Genomic DNA, 17,128 nt, shown 5'->3' with positions numbered 1-17,128 from the left:
CGGTGACGTAACCCGGCCCGTCCGACAGTCCGTCCGACAGTCAGTCCGTCCGACAGCCAGCCAGCCAGCCAGCCAGTCAGTCAGTCCTCTTCCGTCGGGTAGTCCGCGCTCACCGTGAACCCGATGACCGCGCCTCCCCCCTCCCGCCGGAAGGCGAACGGCGCTCCGCCGTGGCCGGTGGCCACCTCGCGGACGATGGACAGACCGAGCCCGGAACCGGGCAGGCTGCGGGCGTCGGCGGCGCGGTAGAAACGGTCGAAGACCCGGACGAGATCGCCCTCGACCACGCCCGGACCCCGGTCGAGGACCTCGATCCGGACGCTGCCCGGAAGACCGCCGCCCACCCCGGCGCCGGGGCGCACCGGACCGGTGACCGCGATCTCGATCGGCGCCTTGCCCTCGCGGTCGAACTTGGCCGCGTTCTCCACCAGGTTGGATATCGCCCGCTGAAGCGCCGTGGGACGGCCGTCGACCGTCGTGTCACCGCCCACCCTGATGAGGATGTCCCGCCCGGTGCGGCGCCGCGAGGCGATCGCCACGTCCTCGGCGAGATCGGCCAGGTCGATCCGCTGCACGGGCTCGGTGTCGGACCGCCCGGCCGCGAGCGCCACCAGCTCGTTGACGAGGTCGGTCAGCTCACGGGACTCCTGCGCCAGGTCGGCGACCAGCTCCTCGCGGGCGTCGGGCGGCAGCTCGTCGATGCGGCGCAGCATGGAGATGTTCGTACGCAGCGAGGTCAGCGGCGTACGGAGTTCATGGCCCGCGTCCTGGACCAGCCGACGCTGGTCCTCCTCGGACTGCGCGAGCCGGCCGAGCATCCGGTCGAAGGAGCGGCCGAGGCGGGCCACCTCGTCGTATCCCGCCACCGGCACCTGGATGCCGAGCCGCCCGGTGCGCGCCACGTCCTCCGCGGCCCCGGCCAGCCGCACCAACCGCCGGGTGATGCGCCGGGCCAGCCACCAGCCGAACAGCCCCGACGCGATCACCACCGCCCCCACCAGCAGCACGGTCCGCTGCTGCAGCTCCCGCAGCAGATCCTCCGTGTCGCTGAACTGCTGGGCCACCTGCACCGCGCCCCGCCCGCCGCCGAGCGCGACGGTCGCCACCCGGTAGCGGTCCCCGGCGACGTCGACCTCCCCGTGCTCCACCCACTTGCCCGCGGTGGCGGACGCGGCTGTCCGCCGGTCGGTGGCGGTCACGGGCAGCGCGGGGTTCCCGCGGTCGGATATCACCCCACCGCGCCCGAGCACCTGCACATCCGTACGGGCGGGCCGGATGATGTCGTCCAGGGGCCCGTCGTGATCGGGGTCGGACGACGAGAAATCACCCGGGTCCAACGCCGTCTCGCGCACCTGGACCCGCAGGTCCTGCACGACCCCGGAGAAGACGGTCTGCTGGTCCACCCGCACCAGCCGGGCGGCGGCGTCGTAACTCAGGAACCCGACGAGGACGGTGACCGCGGCGGCCACGGCGGCGAAGGACAGGGTGAAGGTGGCCCGCAAGGAGGACACCCGCCGGGGCCGCAGCCCCGTGAGCCATCGGGGGGGCACTCAGTCCTCCCTCAGCACATACCCCACGCCCCGGACGGTGTGGATCAGCGCCGGCGCTCCCGGCTCGTCGAGCTTGCGCCGCAGATACCCCACGTACACGGCGAGGTTCTTGGAGCCGGGACCGAAGTCGTAGCCCCAGATGCGGTCGTAGATCGTGGCGTGGTCGAGGACGATGCCCGCGTTGCGGACGAGCAGTTCGAGCAGCTCGAACTCGGTGCGGGTGAGTTCCAGCTCGCGCTGTCCGCGCCAGGCGCGGCGCGCCTGGATGTCCATGCGCAGCCCGGCCGCGGAGATCTGCCCCGACGCCTCCTTCGACGCGGACAGCGACGGCGACGACGCCGGTACGTCGGCGGGGGTGCCGTTCACCGGAACGGTCCGACGGAGCAGGGCCCGCAGCCGGGCGAAGACCTCCTCCACGTCGAACGGCTTGACCACGTAGTCGTCGGCCCCGGCGTCCAGGCCCGCGATGCGGTCGGCCGTCTCGACCAGTGCGGTGAGCATCAGGATCGGCGTACGGTCCCCCTCCGCGCGCAGCACGCGGCACACCTGCAGCCCGTCGATACCGGGCATCATCACGTCCAGGACGAGGACGTCCGGTGGCGTGCGGTGGGCCTGGGCCAGCGCCTCTACGCCGTCGGCGACGGCCGTCACCGCGTAGCCCTCCAGTGTCAGTGCCCTTTCCAGGGCATGGCGGATGGCACGGTCGTCCTCGGCGAGCAGCACATTTTGGGGCACCCCACCAGTCTGCCAAGCCGCTGGCCGGGTACCACCTGGTGGGCGGTGGTGAGGGTGGGCTTCTTACCCGCCTCTCACCCCTCCTCCCGCGAGCCCCTTACCTCGCCCGGTCAGTCTGTCCCGTATGTCAGGACGGGCGGACCCGCGAATCCCCCGGTAGGGGTCCGGCCGGTGCGGAGGGGGTGGGCCGGAAGCGCAGGACGGTGGCGGCCCACCCCCTCTTCCGGCCTTCACGGCCTTCTCCCCCTACGGCCGCAGCGCGGCGAGCTGCTGCTCGAAGGGGATGACAGTGAACCTGTCGGCGGAGGCGAGGGCCCCGTCGAGCGCGCGCGGCGCGATGGCGGCGGCGGTGTCGGTGTCCACGGCCACCGACGCGTCCGCCTTGTGCGCCGCACCCGCCGTGTCCGCCGCATCGGCCCTTCGCACAGCCCCGGCCCTGGCCCCGGTCCCGGAGCCCAGGCCTTCCATGAGCCTCCCCAGTTCGCCCGCCGCGCGGTCGATCCGCTCGGCCAGGCCTTCCGCACCCCAGTCCTCCGAGGCCGCGTAGACCGCGGTCGGTACGACCACGGCGCGCAGGTAGGCGAAGAGGGGGCGCAGGGCGTGTTCGAGGACGAGGGAGTGGCGGGCGGAGCCGCCGGTCGCGGCGATCAGGACCGGCTTGCCGGTGAGCGCGCCCTGGTCCAGTACGTCGAAGAAGGACTTGAACAGGCCGCTGTAGGAGGCGGAGAACACCGGTGTGACCACGATCAGCCCGTCCGCCTCCGTCACCGCCTCCAGGGCCGCGGACAGGGCTCGCCCGGGAAAGCCGCTGGTGAAGTTGTGGGCGATCTCCACGGCCAGGTCGCGCAGTTCGACGACCTGGACGTCGACGGACGTGTACCGGCCGGTGGCGGCGGCCAGCCGGTCGGCCAGCAGCCGGGTCGACGAGGGGACGCTCAGCCCCGCCGAGACGACGACGAGCTTCATACGACGCTCACTTCCTGAGCCTTGAGCAGGGACTGGTGGGTCGGCGCGTCCGGCACATCCGCCGGGCGCCCCTTGGCGAACTCCTCGCGCAGCACCGGGACGACCTCCTCGCCGAGCAGGTCGAGCTGCTCGAGGACCGTCTTCAGCGGCAGCCCGGCGTGGTCCACCAGGAACAGCTGGCGCTGGTAGTCACCGGCGTACTCGCGGAAGGCCAGGGTCTTCTCGATGACCTCCTGCGGGGAGCCGACGGTCAGCGGGGTCTGGTCGGTGAACTCCTCCAGGGAGGGTCCGTGCCCGTAGACCGGCGCGTTGTCGAAGTACGGCCGGAACTCGCGCACGGCGTCCTGGGAGTTCTTCCGCATGAACACCTGCCCGCCGAGACCGACGATCGCCTGCTCGGGCGTGCCGTGCCCGTAGTGCGCGTACCGCTCCCGGTACAGCTCGACCATCCGCTGGGTGTGGTCGGCCGGCCAGAAGATGTTGTTGTGGAAGAACCCGTCACCGTAGTACGCGGCCTGCTCGGCTATCTCCGGCGACCGGATCGAGCCGTGCCACACGAACGGCGGCACCCCGTCCAGCGGACGCGGCGTCGAGGTGAACGACTGCAGCGGCGTGCGGAACTTGCCCTCCCACGTCACCACGTCCTCGCGCCACAGCCGGCGCAGCAGCGCGTAGTTCTCCACGGCCAGGTTGATGCCCTGGCGGATGTCCTGCCCGAACCAGGGATACACCGGCCCGGTGTTCCCGCGCCCCATCATCAGGTCCACCCGCCCGTCGGCCAGGTGCTGCAGCATCGCGAAGTCCTCCGCGATCTTCACCGGGTCGTTGGTGGTGATCAGCGTGGTCGACGTCGAGAGGATCAGCCGCTCGGTCCGCGCCGCGACATAGCCGAGCATCGTGGTGGGAGACGACGGCACGAACGGCGGGTTGTGGTGCTCACCCGTCGCGAACACGTCCAGGCCCACCTCCTCCGCCTTCTGCGCGATGGCGACCATGGCCTTGATCCGCTCGGCCTCGGTCGGCGTACGGCCGGTCGTCGGGTCCGCCGTGACATCGCCGACGCTGAAGATTCCGAACTGCATGGTCGCTCACCCTCCAGGTTGTTTACGATTCAACTATACCCCCAAACGATCCACCCCCCGTCGCTATTCCGCGCACCCCCCCACCCCCGACTCCTCGGCCCCTGCCCCTGCCCCTGCCTCTGCCCTCCGCCTCCGCCTCTGCCTCTGCCTCTGCCTCTGTCCCCGACTGTCAGTGCCCCGCCCTACGATCCCGTCATGGCCGCCCCACGCCGTGACACCCGAGGCATCGTCGACGCAGCGGAGCTCTTCGCGCGCGTCCGCTTCCGTCGCCGCGAACCGGCCGAGCCGCTCCGCCCTTACCTGGAGCACTACTGGCTGATCGACTGGGACCTGCCCGAGCCGTACGCCTCCCACGTGGTCCCGCACCCGTCCGTGAACGTCGTCTTCCAGAGGTACGCGGGTCGGAACGCCGTCGACTTCGGCGAGGTGGCCGGCATCGGCCTCGACCTGTTCACACAGAAACTGGAGGGCCGGGGACGGGTGTGCGGGATCCAGTTCCGCCCGGGGGGCTTCCGCCCGTTCGCGCCGGGACGGGCCCTGACGTCACTCACGGGCGAGCGAATCCCGCTCCACACGGTGTTTCCCACGGTGGACGCCGCCACGGTCCCCTCCGTCCTCGACCCCGCCGACGAGAACGCACGCGTGGCCGCGCTCGACGCGTTCCTCCTGAGCCTCGGTCCGCGCCCGGATCCCCAGGCCGACCTCGCCATGGCCCTGGTGGACCGCATCCGGGGCGACCGCGCCATCCGGCACGTCGGCGACTTCGCACGCGCCGAGGGGATGACCGTACGGGCCCTGCAACGGCTCTTCGCCGCGTACGTCGGCGTCGGCCCGAAGTGGATCATCCTGCGCTACCGGATCCACGAGGCCCTGTCCCGCGCGGAGGCCTCCGGCCCGGTCGACTGGGCCGCCCTCGCCGCCGACCTCGGCTACGCCGACCAGGCCCACCTCGTCCGCGACTTCACAGCGACGGTAGGAGTACCCCCCACCACCTACGCAACCACCACCCACTGACCCGACTCCGCTCGCGGGTGGGCCGGGGCGCAGCCCCGCCCCCAGGCATCACCGCGTGGTGGTGGTGATCGTGTCGCGGAGCCAGCGTTGCGCGGCGTCGTCGTCCAGGCGGGGATGCCAGGACATCGCACAGCTCATCGGGCCGATCTCGCTCGGTGCCGGGACGACGGTGGTGGTCCCCGGCGACGCGTGCCGGATCGCGAAGCTCCTCGGCAGAGTCGCCATCAGCGAGGTTCCCGGCACCGCGGCGGCTGCCGCCGCGTGGTAGGGCACGGTCACGCTCGCTCGCCTCGGGCTGCCCAGCAGTTCGAGACACCGGTCGACGTGCCCCTGCCGTCCGTCAGCGACGTCCACCACGATGTGCGCGCACTCCAGATAGTCCCGCAGCGACACGGCAGGGCGTTGTGCGAGCGGATGGTGGCTGGAGACCAGGCAGGCGTAGTCCTCCTCGAACAGCACCTGCGAGCGCAGCGGCGGCGGGGCCGAACCGCCGTGGACGAGCAGGTCCACCATGCCGTGCTCGGCGTCACTGAAGACGGCATGGTGCCAGCGCGAGAAGAGCACGGTCGAGCCCGGTGACTGCTCGAACACTCGGGCGAGCAGCGCCCCGCTGAGCACGGAGACCGTGTAGTCGGTTCCGGCCAGGCGGAACGAACGCGCCGCTGTCGCAGGGTCGAACGCCTCGCCGGAGAAGACGTGCTCGAGCCTGGGCAGTGCGTGCTCCAGTTCGGCCTGGATCCGCTCGGCACGAGGGGTGAGCCGGTATCCGCCGGGCCCGCGCACGAGCAGTTCGTCGCCGAGGGTGGCACGCAGGCGCTGGAGAGCCCGGCTCATCGAGGGCTGGCTCATGTGCAGCCGGTCCGCCGCGCGGGAGACGTGCCGCTCCTCGAGCAGCGCGTGCAGCGGCGCCAGCAGGTTCAGGTCCACCGAATCTATACGTGGCACGCATACACCGTATGCAACATATGGCATTGCCGCATAGTCCCTGGATGGAGAAGGCTGAGGGCATGAGTAAAGAGCAGCGCGAAGCGCTCGACACCCTCTTCCGCAACGGCCCGCTCGACATCGGCGGCGACCATGTGCAACAGCGCGAGATCTTCACCCGGATGCTCACCTCCCGGCCGCTGCCCGAGGACGTGATGCTCACCCCCGGCAGACTGGGCGAGGTCCCGGTGCTGGAGATCGGCATCGACGGCGTCACCCCGGAAGGCACGCTGCTGTGGTTCCACGGCGGCTTCTACGTGTTCGGTTCGGCGCGCACCTCGGCAGGTCTGGCCTCGAACGTCGCCCGCCGGACCCGGACGAGGGTGATCCTGGTCGACTACCGGCTCGCGCCCGAGCACCCGTTCCCGGCCGCGCCCGACGACGCCCTGGCCGCCTACCGCGCCCTGCTCGGCGAGACCGGAAGCGGCGACCCGGCGCGGATCGCCGTGGTCGGTGAGTCAGCCGGTGCCGGCCTCGCCGGGGCCCTGCTGGTACGTGCGCATGAGCGGAACCTGCCGATGCCGGCCGCCGGCGTGCTCTTCTCGCCGTACGCGGACCTGACGCTGAGCGGCGCGAGCATGACGACCAGGATCGCCGTCGACCCGTCGTTCACCCCCGATGCCATCGCGGTCCGGGCCAAGGACTACACAGGCGCCGCGGACCCCGCGGATCCGCTGATCAGCCCGGTGTTCGCGAACCTGCGTGGCCTGCCGCCGCTGCTGATCCAGACCGGGTCGAACGAGCTGCTGCTCGACGACGCGGTCAGGCTCGCGGCGCGCGCGGCCGCGGACGACGTCCCGGTCACACTCGAGGTCACCCCGGGCGTCCCGCACCTGTTCCAGGCTTTCGCCGCGATGCTCGACGAAGGCGAGGCCGCGCTCAGGCGGGTGACCGAGTTCCTGCACGCGGCATTCGCCAGCCCGCCCCGGGCACGGACGACAGCTGACCTCACCACCGACAACGTTGAGCCGAACGGGTGACAGGCAGAAGCGCCCATGACTCCGAGATCACCCCATGGCCCCTTCGGGCACCCCGCGGACTCAGGGGATCAGGACCAGCCGCCCCCGCAGCCCGCCCTCGGCCAGCCGCGCGTGCGCCTTCCCCGCCTCCTCCAGCCCGTACGTGTCGGCGACCCGGGTCGTGAGCACCCCCTCGTCGACGAGCGCCACCAGCTCCGCGAGGCGCGCCCCGTCGGCGCGCACCTCCACCGAGTCAGTCCGCACCCCCCGTACGGACGCCGGATGCGCCCCCGGGATGACGCCCACGAACACCCCGCCGTCCCGCACCCACTCCAACGCCGCCGCGCCGAGAATCGCCGCGTCCAGCACCCCGTCCACGCCCTCCACGCCACCCGGCGCGAAGTGGGCCGCCCCCAGCGACCGTACGAGCTCCTCGTCGCCCTCGCGGGCCACCCCGGTCACCACGAGACCCCGGTGGGCGGCGAGTTGGACGGCGTACCCGCCGACCGCCCCCGCCGCACCCGTCACCGCCAGGCTCTGCCCGGGCTCCAGGGCCAGCAGGTCCAGGGCCCGGTCCGCGGTGAGGGCGTTGAGGGGCAGGGTGGCCGCGTGGACGGGGTCCACCGAGCGAGGCGCCCCGGCCACCGCGTCCGCCTCCACGACCACGTGATCGGCATGCGTGCCGAGGGACTTGACCGCCCCGTACGACAGCGCCACCACCTCGTCGCCGACCCTCCAACCCGCGTCCGCGCCCACCGCGTCCACCGTCCCGGCCACGTCCCAGCCCAGTCCGAGCCGCCGCCCCGCGCCCCCGAAGCCGCCCGCGCGCACCCCGGCGTCGACCGGATTGAGCGCGGCGGCCGCCACCTTGATCCGTATCTGCCGGGCACCCGGCTCCGGCACCGCGACCTCCGCGATCTCCACCGCTTCCGGCCCACCGAACTCCGTCACGACCGCTGCCCGCATGTCAGCTCTCCCTGTTTCCCGCGCTTGGCGCGTAGATTCACCTGATTCATCCGGGTTTCTGTCCCGTTGCAACAACCTTAGGAAGAGTTACTCTCTTTTGGTAAGTAGGCACCTGAAGGTGCGTACATCACCCGGAGGTGAGTCATGGCGACCACGACCGCGGCGCAGCGGCGCGCGCAGGCGCGGATCGAGTACGACGCGTTCATCCGCAGCTGCCCCACCAACCAGCTCCTCGACCGCATCAGCGACAAGTGGGTCAGCCTGGTCGTCAGCGCGCTCGCCCAGGCGGACGGGGCCTCGATGCGCTACAGCGACCTGGGCCGCAAGCTCGCCGGGATCAGCCCCAAGATGCTGACGCAGACGCTGCGTTCACTGGAGCGCGACGGCATCCTGGTCCGCACGGTGACGCCGTCCGTGCCCGTCCGCGTCGACTACGAACTGACCCCCCTCGGCACCAGCCTCGCCGGACTGCTCTCCGCCGTGAAGGACTGGGCGGAACTGCACATCGAGGAGGTCAACGAGGCGCGGGAGCGTTACGACGACGACGGCGACGCCTCGTCCACAGGCTCCGAAGGCTCCGGACGATCCTCGTCGGTCTCCTGAAGGTCCCCGTCCCGCAGGCGGGCGATCTGCTCCGCGCTCAGGTCCACCGTGCGGCGCATGTGCCCGATGATCAGGGCGAGTTCGTCGTCCGCCAGCTCGTCGAAGAGCGCGTACCAGCCGCCGCCCAGCCGGTCCCACACCCGCCCGAACTCGGCGACCTTCTCCGGCACGGTCGCCACCAGCACCCGTCGCCGGTCGACGGCGTCCCGCTGCCGTACGACATAGCCCGCCTTCTCCAGCCGGTCCACCAGCCGCGTCGCCGAACCGGTCGTCAGACCGGTCAGCTCCGCGATCCGGCCGGTCGTCACCGGCCCGCCCTCCAGGCTGAGCAGGTTCACGCACTGCATGTCCGTGGGGTGCAGCCTCAGACGGTCGGCGAGGGCCTGGTTGAAGAGCGCGTACGAGGCCATGTAGCGGCGCGAGACGGTGGACAGCTCGTCGAGCAGCCGCGCACGCGCGTTCCCTGACATGGCACGCCCCTTCGTCCGCCCCTACTGCCTGCTCCGGCTGCCTGCTCCGGGCCCTAGAACACGTACGAGTCCCCGGTGTCCAGCGCCAGCACCCGCTGCTCGTCGTTGCCGTGATTGCGGTCGACCGCACCGCCGCCCCACACCGTGTCGATCTCCAGCGTCACCTCCGACGGCTCCCCCAGCAGCCGTACCTTCAGCCGGATCTCGTCCCCCAGCACGTCCGCCGTCAGCGGCCCCGTACGGCACACCACCACCCGTTCGCCCGAACGCGCGCAGTCGCCCGGCAGCCGCTGCGCATCCGCGAGCGGGGCCGACCAGCGCAGCCGGACCGTCGCGTCCTCGACGGTGCTCGGGCCGTGGTTCTGCGGGGTCAGCCGCAGGTCGACGAGCCCGGCCGCCATGGCCACCGAGCCGTGATAGGCGAGATCGGCCTCGGGAGTGAGGGCGCCGACGGACGACGCCCCGCCCAGCGCCAGGGCCGCCCCCACACCCACCACACCCATGCCGCGCACCCACGCGTCATTCCCCCTCCCCCACCGCATCCCCGATCGCTTCCGCAATCGCATCCGCATCTCCATCATCCGCATGACGTCGCTTCCTTCGCTCGGGGCCCGCACGCAACTCACGCTCACGTGATCACCCGATGTATGCCACCCCAGACCGCCGACAGGCGCCGTCCAACAGGTGACGGAAGCGGCGGATACGGCCCGTGCGAGAGTGACGGCATGCTGGTCGTCCGCTCCGCCGCCCTCTTCGTCGTCGCCGCGCTCTTCGAGATCGGCGGCGCCTGGCTGGTCTGGCAAGGCGTGCGCGAGCACCGCGGCTGGCTCTGGATCGGCGCGGGCGTCATGGCGCTCGGCGTCTACGGCTTCGTGGCGACACTCCAGCCGGATGCCGAGTTCGGCCGCATCCTCGCCGCGTACGGCGGAGTGTTCGTGGCCGGCTCCCTCGTCTGGGGCATGGTCGCGGACGGCTACCGCCCCGACCGCTGGGACGTGACCGGCGCCCTCATCTGCCTCGCCGGAATGGCCGTGATCATGTACGCGCCGCGCGGCGGCAACTGAGCCCACGAGCACGCGGACGCCGACCGCCTGCCTATCCTGACGAGGACCGACCACACCACGTACACCAGTCAGCCACGTCCTAGGAGCAGCCCATGACGTCCGCCGTGCCCTCCGCCTCCTCCCGTATCGCCGTCGTCACCGGCGCGAGCAGCGGCATCGGCGCGGCGACGGCCCGGCAGCTGGCCGCGGCCGGCTACCGCGTCGTGCTGACCGCCCGCCGCAAGGACCGCATCGAGGCGCTGGCCGAGGAGATCAACGCGACGGGTCACCAGGCGACCGCGTACGCGCTGGACGTCACGGACCGCGCGGCGGTCGACGAGTTCGCCGGCGCCTTCAAGACGATCGGTGTCCTGGTCAACAACGCGGGCGGCGCGCTGGGCTCCGACCCGGTCGCGACCGGCGACCCGGCCGAGTGGCGCCAGATGTACGAGACGAACGTCATCGGCACGCTGAACATCACCCAGGCCCTGCTCCCGGCGCTCACCGCGAGCGGCGACGGCACGGTCGTCGTGCTGTCGTCGACGGCGGGGCACGGCACGTACGAGGGCGGCGCGGGCTATGTCGCCGCCAAGCACGCCGAACACGTCCTCGCCGAGACCCTCCGCCTGGAGATCGTCGGAACGCCGGTCCGGGTCATCGAGATCGCGCCCGGCATGGTCAAGACGGACGAGTTCGCGCTGACCCGCTTCGGCGGCGACGCGGAGAAGGCGGCCCAGGTCTACGCGGGCGTGGCCGAGCCACTGACCGCCGACGACGTCGCCGACACCATCACCTGGGCCGTCACCCGCCCCAGCCACGTCAACATCGACCTCCTCGTCGTCCGCCCCCGCGCCCAGGCGTCGAACACCAAGGTCCACCGGGAACTGTGATGCCGCACGGGATGCCGGAAGGGACACCGATCGAGACGCCGGACGAGACGTCGGACGAGACGCCGGACGCGCCCTCCGCGGAGCGCCGCCACCTCGCCGCGGAGAAGAAGAACCAGCGCTACGTCTGGTGGTACCTCGCGTACTTCCTCTTCGGCATCCACATCGTGGCCTTCGTCATGATCTACGCGATATCCCACGCGAAGTGATCGCGGCAGCCGTACGTCCGCCGTACGCTGCCGCGATGTGAACGGACACGATGCGAACAAACACCTGCCCTTCGCCCGTCTGCACAACTTTCGCGACCTGGGCGGATACACCACCGCGGACGGCCGTACGGTCCGCCGGTCCCGCCTGTACCGCGCGGACTCGCTCGGCAAACTGACCCCCGGGACGCGGGACTGGGATCTCTTCCTCTCCCTCGGCATCCGCACGGTCGTGGACCTCCGCTACCCCTGGGAGATCGACGCGAAGGGCCGCGTCCCCGAGCACCCCTCCCTCACGTACCACAACCAGAGCATCGAACACCGCCCCTACGACCAGGCGGCACTGCCCCCGTCCGTCGCCCCCGGCCCCTACCTGGCGGCCCGCTACGCGGAGGTCACCGAGGACGGCACGAAGGAAATCCGCGAGACACTGCAACTGATCGGGGCAGCGGCCGAATCGGACACGCCCCTGGTCTTCCACTGCGCCTCGGGCAAGGACCGCACAGGCCTGGTGGCGGCGCTGGTCCTGTCTCTCCTGGACGTCCCCGAGCAGACGATCACCGACGACTTCACCCTCACGGAACGTGCCACGCCTCTCCTGGTGGCGGACTGGCACACCAACAACCCCGACCGCGAACTGGTGTGGCCGGCCTACGGCACGGCACCCGCCGAGATCATGACCAGATTCCTGTCGGACCTGAAGTCCCGCTACGGGTCGGTCGAGTCCTACGTCACCGAGACCCTGGGTCTGCCTCCCACCTTCGCCTCGGCCCTCCGCACACACCTCCTCGAACCCCCCTCCCCCCTCACCTTCCGCCGGGCGACCGAGACGGACATCCCCACCCTGGTCCGCCTCCGCGACGAGGCGGCCCACTGGCAGCTCTCCCAAGGCATCGATCAGTGGAAGCCGGGCCAACTCACCGAACCCCACTTCCGCACCCGCCTCACGGAGGGCGAAGTCTGGCTGGCCCTCCTGGACGACCGGGTGGCGGGCGCCTGGGAACTCTGGTGGGACGACCCGGCCGCCTGGGGCCCCCAACCCCCCACCGCCGCCTACATCCACCGCCTGATGACCGACCGCCGCGTGGCCCCACCCGGCACCGGCCGCCACCTGCTCGCGGAAGCGGAACGCCGCATAGCCGCCTCCGGCCGCACCCTCTCCCGCCTGGACTGCCTCTCCACCAACCCCCGCCTGCGGGAGTACTACCAAGCGGCCGGCTACACGGTCGTAGGCGAACAGACCGCCAAGGACGGCGGCCTGGGCACCCCCTACGCGGTGACCCTCCTGGAGAAGCACCTCCGCTAACTCACAAGGGTGAACCGCATAGATCACCCATACGACACCAGAACTCCCGACCTAGGCTCGCGCCACAACATCAAACACGACGGCCCTCGGCCGGGACTGCCATCCCGCCCGAGGGCCTGACCAAGAAGGAAGGCGGACTTCCCTGTGGCTGAACGCGAGCCTAGCGCCCACCAGTTCATGGACCTCGGGGTCCCCGAGTACGCGTACATGTTCGGGTTCTTGCAGGCGGACGGACATCTGGCGAAGGGGGCGGGCCAGAAAGGCCGTCTTACCGTCGAGATCAACGCCCGAGACGTCGAGCTCCTGCGCGAGTTCCAGAGGCTGACGCCGTACAACACCAGCATCACCGAACGCACTCGATCCACGAACTTCGCCGAGACTCACCACTCGGCGACCTGGAACCTGTGTTCGCTCGAAGCCAGGACCCTGCTCAACGACCTCGGCCTGCCTTACGGCCGCAAGTCCAAGACGATCGCCCCGCCGCGCGGGAAGTTCTCGCGGCGCGACTACCTGCGCGGGGTCATCGATGCGGACGGTTCTGTCGGATACACCAAGCAGGGCTGGCCCTTCATTGCCCTGACCACGGCGAGCACCGCAATCGGCACCTACCTCTGCTTCTACGCAGGAAAGATCACAGGAGCCGAGCGCACCTTGAAGCGCAACGCCCGAGACGGTATCTACAACATCCTCTACACGAAGGAGAACGCCCAGGAGCTGGTAGCTGACCTCTACTACAAAGACTGCCTGTCCCTGCAACGCAAGAAGACTGCCGCCGAATCACTGGGCGCGTGGGTCCGGCCGGCGAACATGCGGGTCGCACCTGACCGTCGCCGCTGGATGGCGTGGGAGGACCGCGTGCTGCTGCAACTGAACGACGATGCCGCGGCAGCCAAGGAACTCGGCCGAACCAAAAAGAGCTGCTACGTCCGCCTCTGGCGCCTGCGAACCGGTAAGGTCCCCCTGCCTGCCGACAAATGACCAGCTGAGCGAGGCCCCCGGTTCCCTGCCCGGGGGCCTCGCGCGTCAGCCCTTCACACAGATGAACTGCTTCAGCTTGGCCACGACCTCGACGAGATCGCGCTGCTGCTCCATCACCTGCTCGATGTTCTTGTACGCCCCCGGAATCTCATCCACGATGCCCGAGTCCTTACGGCACTCCACACCCCGCGTCTGCTCTTCCAGATCCTTTGTCGTGAAGCGACGCTTGGCCGCGTTGCGGCTCATGCGCCGACCCGCGCCGTGCGAAGCCGAGTTGAAAGCCTTCTCGTTGCCGAGTCCTTTCACGATGTACGAGCTGGTCCCCATCGAGCCCGGAATGATGCCGAACTCACCGGCTCGGGCACTGATGGCCCCCTTGCGCGTGACAAGCAGGTCCATGCCCTCGTAGCGCTCGCGGCTAACGTAGTTGTGATGGCAACTGACCTCCGGCTCGAAGGTCACTCTCGCCTTCCTGAACTCCTTGCGGACCACGTCCCTGAGGAGCGCCATCATGATCGTTCGGTTGTACTTCGCGTACTCCTGCGCCCAGTAAAGGTCGTTCTGGTACGCCGCCATCTGCGGAGTGTCCGTCACGAAGACCGCGAGGTCACGGTCGACCAGTCCCTGGTTGTGCGGGAGCTTCTGGGCGACGCCGATGTGGTACTCGGCCAGTTCCTTGCCGATGTTGCGCGACCCGGAGTGAAGCATGAGCCACACAGACCCGTCAGAATCGGTACACAGTTCGATCATATGATTTCCCGATCCGAGCGTGCCCATCTGCTTGGTCGCACGCTCCTCACGGAACTTGACCGCCTCCGCAACCCCGTCGAACCGCCCCCAAAAGTCATCCCACCCACCGGTAGCCAGCCCATGGAAGCGCCCCGGCTCGACCGGGGAGTCATGCATCCCCCGCCCCACCGGAATCGCCTCCTCGATCTTCGACCGAAGCCGCGAAAGATCCCCCGGCAGATCATTGGCCGTGAGCGACGTCTTGACGGCAGACATCCCGCAGCCGATGTCGACCCCCACCGCCGCCGGACACACCGCGTCACGCATGGCGATGACCGAGCCGACCGTCGCGCCCTTGCCGTAGTGGACGTCCGGCATCACGGCGAGGCCCTTGATCCACGGGAGGGTGGCCACGTTCTGGAGCTGGCGCAGGGCCACGTCCTCGACCGACGCCGGGTCCGTCCACATGCGGATGGGCACCTTGGCGCCCGGTATCTCTACGTACGACATAACATCCTCATTCCCCCGACAAACGACAAAAGTCATAGAACGCAAAACCCGCGCCAAGGTCGACGTATAGGACAACGGACCGGCGTCCACGGCTGTGCGTGCGATACACATTGTCTGCAGGGGCCGCCCCCGCGCGGCAACCGAATAACCACAGGACAGCACCACAGAGCATCCCGGCCACAGGCCCCGGGAGCCGTCGAGAGGAGCCCGACCGTGCAGCGGAAGGCGTACGTCCCCGGCATCGCCGCGCTCCTCGCGGCTCTGCTGGCCGGCTGCACCGGAGGTTCGGGAAGCAACGGCACGGCGGCCGACCCCAAGCCGGGCGACCTCAGCGTGAACACCCCGGCCGCCCAGCCGGGCAAGTACCGCACGCTCCCGGAGGCCTGCGCCGCGGTGAGCCACGACAGCCTCGACTCCCTGCTGCCCGGCATCAAGCAGATCACCGACCAGGACCGGCGCGACACGGCGTACGAGGGCCAGGCCACCCTCACCTACGACACCGACCGCCGCGTCGGCTGCGGCTGGAAGGTGGAGTCCACGGACGCCACCGACCATCTCAGCGTCGACTTCGAGCGCGTGGTCTCGTACGACAACGCGGTGAGCGACGACTCCCGCGCCGAGGACATCTACGCGACCGAGGAGACCGCGGCGAACCTCCCCGAGGCCTCCGCTTCGGCCACGCCGTCCGACACCGGTTCCGCCACCGCCACCCCCTCGGCGACCTCCTCCGCGTCCGCCTCCACGTCCGCCTCCTCGACCTCCTCCGCCTCCGCCTCGATCTCGGCCGGCCCGAGCGAGACCCCCGCCGACCTCCAGCCCCGCAAGCTCAGCGGTCTGGGCGACGAGGCGTTCCTGAACGACAAACTCAACTCCGGCTCATCGACGGCCCAGCAGCGCACCGTGACTGTGGTGTTCCGCACGTCCAACGTGATCGTGAGGATCGAGTACGCCGAGCAGCCGACCGCTTCCACCGGCACCCCGGACAGCAAAGAAATGCAGGACAAGGCCCGGAATCTGGCACAGAAGCTCGTCGACCGGTTCAACGGCTAGCGGGTCCGCCGGGGCGCGGGGGCACCCCACGCGAACCCCTCGAACAGGAAACGCATGGCTGCCTCACCGCGTACCGTGGCCCCTCGGACCCGACCGGCCGCACCAGCCACGTGCGGTCGCACCACGAGCGCCACGAGTGAAGGAACCATGCACCGACCAGCACAGCGAGTAGGCCGAGCCCCGCGACTCACCCGCATCCTTGTCAGCGCAGCCGCCGTCCCGGTGGTGCTCGCCGCCGCCGGCTGTTCCTCGGACTCCGGCTCGGGATCGGGTTCGAGCGCCGACAACGCCGCCCAGAAGGGCACGGCCGCGACCTCGTCCGCGTCCCCGAGCACCTCCGCGGACGCCGTCAAGCCGGCCGCGTACGCGACGCTGCCGGCCCCCTGCTCGGTGTTCTCGAAGAAGACGCTGGGCGAACTCGTACCGAAGGGCCTGAAGTCCGCCAAGTCGGGCAAGTCGGACGACGCGAAGGACCGCAGCAGCTGCTCCTGGAACAGTCTCGACAACAAGGGCGTCAAGGGGTCCCAGTTCCGCTGGCTGAACGTCTCCCTGCTGCGTTTCGACTCGGACGCGACCCGCGGTGAGGGCAACCAGCTCGCGCAGACCTACTACGACAAGCAGGTCAAGGACGCGCAGACGGTGACCGGCGCGACGGGCGCCCGGTCGGAGCCGGTCTCCGGGATCGGCGACGCGTCGACGGCGGTGCGCTACGGCCTGAAGAAGAAGGAAGGCTCCTTCAAGCAGCAGACGGTCGTGACGCGCGTCGAGAACGTCGTCATCACGCTCGACTACAACGGCGCCGGTCTCGCCGGCGACAAGGCCCCCAGCGCGGACGACCTGACGAAGGCCGCGGAGAAGGCCGCCAAGGAGGCGGTGGCCGCGGTGGCCTCCGCGAACCAGGACGGCAGCCGGGCGACCACCGCCCCGTCGCAGTCGGCCTCCCCCTCCAAGTCCGCGAGCCCCTCGAAGTCGGCTTCCCCGTCGGCGTCGGCCAGCTCCAAGCCCTCGGCCTCGGCGTCGGCCACCAAGAAGAACTGACATTCGAGAAGTACTGACATTTCACGGGCGTCGGCGCGCAACTCGCCTGCCC

At 70.3% G+C, this 17,128-nt stretch carries 19 protein-coding genes; 10 read left to right on the top strand and 9 right to left on the bottom strand.

Going from position 1 to position 17,128, the window contains the following annotated elements; all coding sequences use genetic code 11:
* Positions 1-80 precede the first annotated feature (80 nt).
* The 4 genes from KVT44_RS21950 to KVT44_RS21935 all read right to left on the bottom strand — a co-directional run bounded on the left by KVT44_RS21950 (position 81) and on the right by KVT44_RS21935 (position 4,333).
* Positions 81-1,550: a HAMP domain-containing sensor histidine kinase gene (locus KVT44_RS21950; RefSeq protein ID WP_099921264.1), complete on the bottom strand. Its 1,470-nt coding sequence runs from the start codon at positions 1,548-1,550 to the stop codon at positions 81-83.
* Positions 1,551-2,285: a response regulator transcription factor gene (locus KVT44_RS21945; protein WP_190169845.1), complete on the bottom strand. Its 735-nt coding sequence runs from the start codon at positions 2,283-2,285 to the stop codon at positions 1,551-1,553. It lies immediately after the preceding gene.
* A 246-nt stretch (positions 2,286-2,531) separates the two neighbouring features.
* Positions 2,532-3,251 (bottom strand): FMN reductase, encoded by a 720-nt coding sequence (locus KVT44_RS21940; RefSeq protein ID WP_217568231.1) that lies wholly within the window; start codon positions 3,249-3,251, stop codon positions 2,532-2,534.
* Positions 3,248-4,333: an LLM class flavin-dependent oxidoreductase gene (locus KVT44_RS21935; protein ID WP_217568230.1), complete on the bottom strand. Its 1,086-nt coding sequence runs from the start codon at positions 4,331-4,333 to the stop codon at positions 3,248-3,250. Before KVT44_RS21935 ends, KVT44_RS21940 begins: the two co-directional genes overlap by 4 nt.
* A gap of 195 nt (positions 4,334-4,528) precedes the next feature.
* Between KVT44_RS21935 and KVT44_RS21930 the strand changes: the two genes are divergently transcribed.
* A complete protein-coding gene (locus tag KVT44_RS21930) occupies positions 4,529-5,347 on the top strand; it encodes a helix-turn-helix domain-containing protein (protein ID WP_217568229.1) in 819 nt (272 codons plus the stop codon).
* Positions 5,348-5,395: 48 nt separating this feature from the next.
* Here the strand turns inward: KVT44_RS21930 and KVT44_RS21925 are convergent, their stop codons facing one another.
* Positions 5,396-6,292 (bottom strand): LysR family transcriptional regulator, encoded by an 897-nt coding sequence (locus KVT44_RS21925; protein WP_217568228.1) that lies wholly within the window; start codon positions 6,290-6,292, stop codon positions 5,396-5,398.
* A 62-nt stretch (positions 6,293-6,354) separates the two neighbouring features.
* Between KVT44_RS21925 and KVT44_RS21920 the strand changes: the two genes are divergently transcribed.
* Positions 6,355-7,311, top strand: a complete 957-nt coding sequence (locus tag KVT44_RS21920; protein ID WP_217568227.1) for an alpha/beta hydrolase fold domain-containing protein — start codon at positions 6,355-6,357, stop codon at positions 7,309-7,311.
* Between the two features lie 60 nt (positions 7,312-7,371).
* Here KVT44_RS21920 and KVT44_RS21915 read toward each other — a convergent pair whose 3' ends face one another.
* The gene (locus KVT44_RS21915) at positions 7,372-8,256 is read right to left on the bottom strand and encodes an NADP-dependent oxidoreductase (protein WP_217568226.1); all 885 of its coding nucleotides are present in this window, start codon (positions 8,254-8,256) and stop codon (positions 7,372-7,374) included.
* Positions 8,257-8,400: 144 nt separating this feature from the next.
* Here KVT44_RS21915 and KVT44_RS21910 point away from each other — a divergent pair, with 144 nt between their 5' ends.
* Positions 8,401-8,859 carry a helix-turn-helix domain-containing protein gene (locus KVT44_RS21910; RefSeq protein WP_217568225.1) on the top strand — a complete coding sequence of 153 codons (459 nt, stop codon included), beginning with the start codon at positions 8,401-8,403 and terminating at the stop codon, positions 8,857-8,859.
* On the opposite strand, the gene KVT44_RS21905 is transcribed toward KVT44_RS21910, so the two are convergent.
* Both KVT44_RS21905 and KVT44_RS21900 read right to left on the bottom strand, forming a co-directional pair.
* Positions 8,790-9,329 (bottom strand): MarR family winged helix-turn-helix transcriptional regulator, encoded by a 540-nt coding sequence (locus KVT44_RS21905; protein ID WP_217568224.1) that lies wholly within the window; start codon positions 9,327-9,329, stop codon positions 8,790-8,792. The two genes, KVT44_RS21910 and KVT44_RS21905, sit on opposite strands and share 70 nt — an antisense overlap.
* Positions 9,330-9,382: 53 nt before the next feature.
* Positions 9,383-9,832 carry a hypothetical protein gene (locus tag KVT44_RS21900; RefSeq protein WP_254649710.1) on the bottom strand — a complete coding sequence of 150 codons (450 nt, stop codon included), beginning with the start codon at positions 9,830-9,832 and terminating at the stop codon, positions 9,383-9,385.
* Between the two features lie 222 nt (positions 9,833-10,054).
* On the opposite strand from KVT44_RS21900, the gene KVT44_RS21895 reads away from it, so the two are divergent.
* The 5 genes from KVT44_RS21895 to KVT44_RS21875 all read left to right on the top strand — a co-directional run bounded on the left by KVT44_RS21895 (position 10,055) and on the right by KVT44_RS21875 (position 13,749).
* Complete coding sequence (locus KVT44_RS21895; protein ID WP_190169837.1) at positions 10,055-10,393, top strand: YnfA family protein; 339 nt, start codon at positions 10,055-10,057, stop codon at positions 10,391-10,393.
* Positions 10,394-10,485: 92 nt separating this feature from the next.
* Positions 10,486-11,262, top strand: coding sequence for an SDR family NAD(P)-dependent oxidoreductase (locus KVT44_RS21890; RefSeq protein ID WP_190169836.1), 777 nt, complete (start codon positions 10,486-10,488; stop codon positions 11,260-11,262).
* Positions 11,263-11,273: 11 nt separating this feature from the next.
* Positions 11,274-11,468 carry a hypothetical protein gene (locus KVT44_RS21885; protein WP_217568340.1) on the top strand — a complete coding sequence of 65 codons (195 nt, stop codon included), beginning with the start codon at positions 11,274-11,276 and terminating at the stop codon, positions 11,466-11,468.
* 37 nt (positions 11,469-11,505) lie between these two features.
* A complete protein-coding gene (locus KVT44_RS21880) occupies positions 11,506-12,771 on the top strand; it encodes a GNAT family N-acetyltransferase (RefSeq protein ID WP_217568223.1) in 1,266 nt (421 codons plus the stop codon).
* A gap of 144 nt (positions 12,772-12,915) precedes the next feature.
* Complete coding sequence (locus tag KVT44_RS21875; RefSeq protein WP_217568222.1) at positions 12,916-13,749, top strand: hypothetical protein; 834 nt, start codon at positions 12,916-12,918, stop codon at positions 13,747-13,749.
* A gap of 45 nt (positions 13,750-13,794) precedes the next feature.
* Here KVT44_RS21875 and KVT44_RS21870 read toward each other — a convergent pair whose 3' ends face one another.
* The gene (locus tag KVT44_RS21870; RefSeq protein ID WP_217568221.1) at positions 13,795-14,988 is read right to left on the bottom strand and encodes an RtcB family protein; all 1,194 of its coding nucleotides are present in this window, start codon (positions 14,986-14,988) and stop codon (positions 13,795-13,797) included.
* A 213-nt stretch (positions 14,989-15,201) separates the two neighbouring features.
* Between KVT44_RS21870 and KVT44_RS21865 the strand changes: the two genes are divergently transcribed.
* Together KVT44_RS21865 and KVT44_RS21860 are read left to right on the top strand one after the other, a co-directional pair.
* Positions 15,202-16,038, top strand: a complete 837-nt coding sequence (locus KVT44_RS21865) for a DUF3558 domain-containing protein (RefSeq protein ID WP_217568220.1) — start codon at positions 15,202-15,204, stop codon at positions 16,036-16,038.
* A gap of 147 nt (positions 16,039-16,185) precedes the next feature.
* Positions 16,186-17,076 (top strand): DUF3558 family protein, encoded by an 891-nt coding sequence (locus KVT44_RS21860; protein ID WP_075033914.1) that lies wholly within the window; start codon positions 16,186-16,188, stop codon positions 17,074-17,076.
* The last annotated feature ends 52 nt before the right edge of the window (positions 17,077-17,128 follow it).

It is taken from the genome of Streptomyces sp. GbtcB7 (assembly GCF_019091445.1).
GTDB classification, from domain to species: domain Bacteria; phylum Actinomycetota; class Actinomycetes; order Streptomycetales; family Streptomycetaceae; genus Streptomyces; species Streptomyces mirabilis.
Note: the sequence above shows the minus strand (reverse complement) of the source record. Positions and strands in the feature narration are given on the sequence as shown.

What these genes read in the sequence shown, in the direction of transcription:
- KVT44_RS21940 (WP_217568231.1), bottom strand. Translation starts at nt 3,251, where the DNA reads ATGAAGCTCGTCGTCGTCTCGGCGGGGCTGAGCGTCCCCTCGTCGACC.
- KVT44_RS21870 (WP_217568221.1), bottom strand. Translation starts at nt 14,988, where the DNA reads ATGTCGTACGTAGAGATACCGGGCGCCAAGGTGCCCATCCGCATGTGG.
- KVT44_RS21920 (WP_217568227.1), top strand. Translation starts at nt 6,355, where the DNA reads ATGAGTAAAGAGCAGCGCGAAGCGCTCGACACCCTCTTCCGCAACGGC.
- KVT44_RS21910 (WP_217568225.1), top strand. Translation starts at nt 8,401, where the DNA reads ATGGCGACCACGACCGCGGCGCAGCGGCGCGCGCAGGCGCGGATCGAG.
- KVT44_RS21900 (WP_254649710.1), bottom strand. Translation starts at nt 9,832, where the DNA reads ATGGGTGTGGTGGGTGTGGGGGCGGCCCTGGCGCTGGGCGGGGCGTCG.
- KVT44_RS21915 (WP_217568226.1), bottom strand. Translation starts at nt 8,256, where the DNA reads ATGCGGGCAGCGGTCGTGACGGAGTTCGGTGGGCCGGAAGCGGTGGAG.
- KVT44_RS21860 (WP_075033914.1), top strand. Translation starts at nt 16,186, where the DNA reads ATGCACCGACCAGCACAGCGAGTAGGCCGAGCCCCGCGACTCACCCGC.
- KVT44_RS21935 (WP_217568230.1), bottom strand. Translation starts at nt 4,333, where the DNA reads ATGCAGTTCGGAATCTTCAGCGTCGGCGATGTCACGGCGGACCCGACG.
- KVT44_RS21905 (WP_217568224.1), bottom strand. Translation starts at nt 9,329, where the DNA reads ATGTCAGGGAACGCGCGTGCGCGGCTGCTCGACGAGCTGTCCACCGTC.
- KVT44_RS21895 (WP_190169837.1), top strand. Translation starts at nt 10,055, where the DNA reads ATGCTGGTCGTCCGCTCCGCCGCCCTCTTCGTCGTCGCCGCGCTCTTC.
- KVT44_RS21930 (WP_217568229.1), top strand. Translation starts at nt 4,529, where the DNA reads ATGGCCGCCCCACGCCGTGACACCCGAGGCATCGTCGACGCAGCGGAG.
- KVT44_RS21885 (WP_217568340.1), top strand. Translation starts at nt 11,274, where the DNA reads ATGCCGGAAGGGACACCGATCGAGACGCCGGACGAGACGTCGGACGAG.
- KVT44_RS21890 (WP_190169836.1), top strand. Translation starts at nt 10,486, where the DNA reads ATGACGTCCGCCGTGCCCTCCGCCTCCTCCCGTATCGCCGTCGTCACC.